This is a genomic window from Aeromicrobium sp. PE09-221 (assembly GCF_002174305.1).
In the GTDB taxonomy this organism is placed as follows: domain Bacteria; phylum Actinomycetota; class Actinomycetes; order Propionibacteriales; family Nocardioidaceae; genus Aeromicrobium.
On record NZ_MIJB01000072.1, the window covers coordinates 1 to 678 of the forward strand.

The window sequence follows — 678 nt, forward strand, 5'->3', positions numbered from 1 at the left end:
TGTGGAGGATGGGCGTCATGACTGTCGTATAGGCAATGGTCCGGTCGGCCGCGATGAACTCCTGGACCTCGCGTACGGTCTGGGGCTGCTCGACAGCCCACAGGCGTTGCATCACGGATGTCTCCAGCGGGCCCATCGCTCACCAACTCTCGGTCTACTATGGGACATCGTATCCGGGGTCCGTGAATCTGGTTCGCCGTGGCCGCATCTACGCAGTGACAGATGGCGTGACCTAGGAACGCCGTCTACCGCTCGGTGCGCGTAGAGGGGGGCATCGGTTTGCTCGTACTCAGTTGGGACACGACTCGACTGGATCGAACGAAGCGCGTCCCATACTGGCCGCTTTGTGGCCTGATTGGCCCAGTTCTCGTTGCAGGTAGTCGGGTATCGTCGGAAGTGACCCGAAGGGATCATCCCTACCATTGGAGGGATTTCCGCGGTTCTCGGTACCCACCGTCTTGGCTCGTACGGAGCTCGGACTCGTCAGGGGGTCGCAGGTTCAATCCAGGCAGCCGGCCGCGAGACCCCCGCTCCGACCGATCCGTCAATGGCACGCTTCCATCGACGAATGAGCGTAGGTCGGTGGCAGGACGTACGCCGAGATCTGTCGCCGCTTATGGGCGCAAAACTCACCGACCCGGCGTGTGTCGTCTCGGAGACTGCAAGACCCTCTCGCTC

1 protein-coding gene is annotated in these 678 nt (G+C 62.1%); it reads right to left on the bottom strand.

The window, feature by feature from the left end; all coding sequences use genetic code 11:
* A partial coding sequence (locus BHE97_RS19320; protein ID WP_170931519.1) for a BlaI/MecI/CopY family transcriptional regulator occupies positions 1-136 on the bottom strand: 136 nt, incomplete at its 3' end.
* Positions 137-678 lie beyond the last annotated feature (542 nt).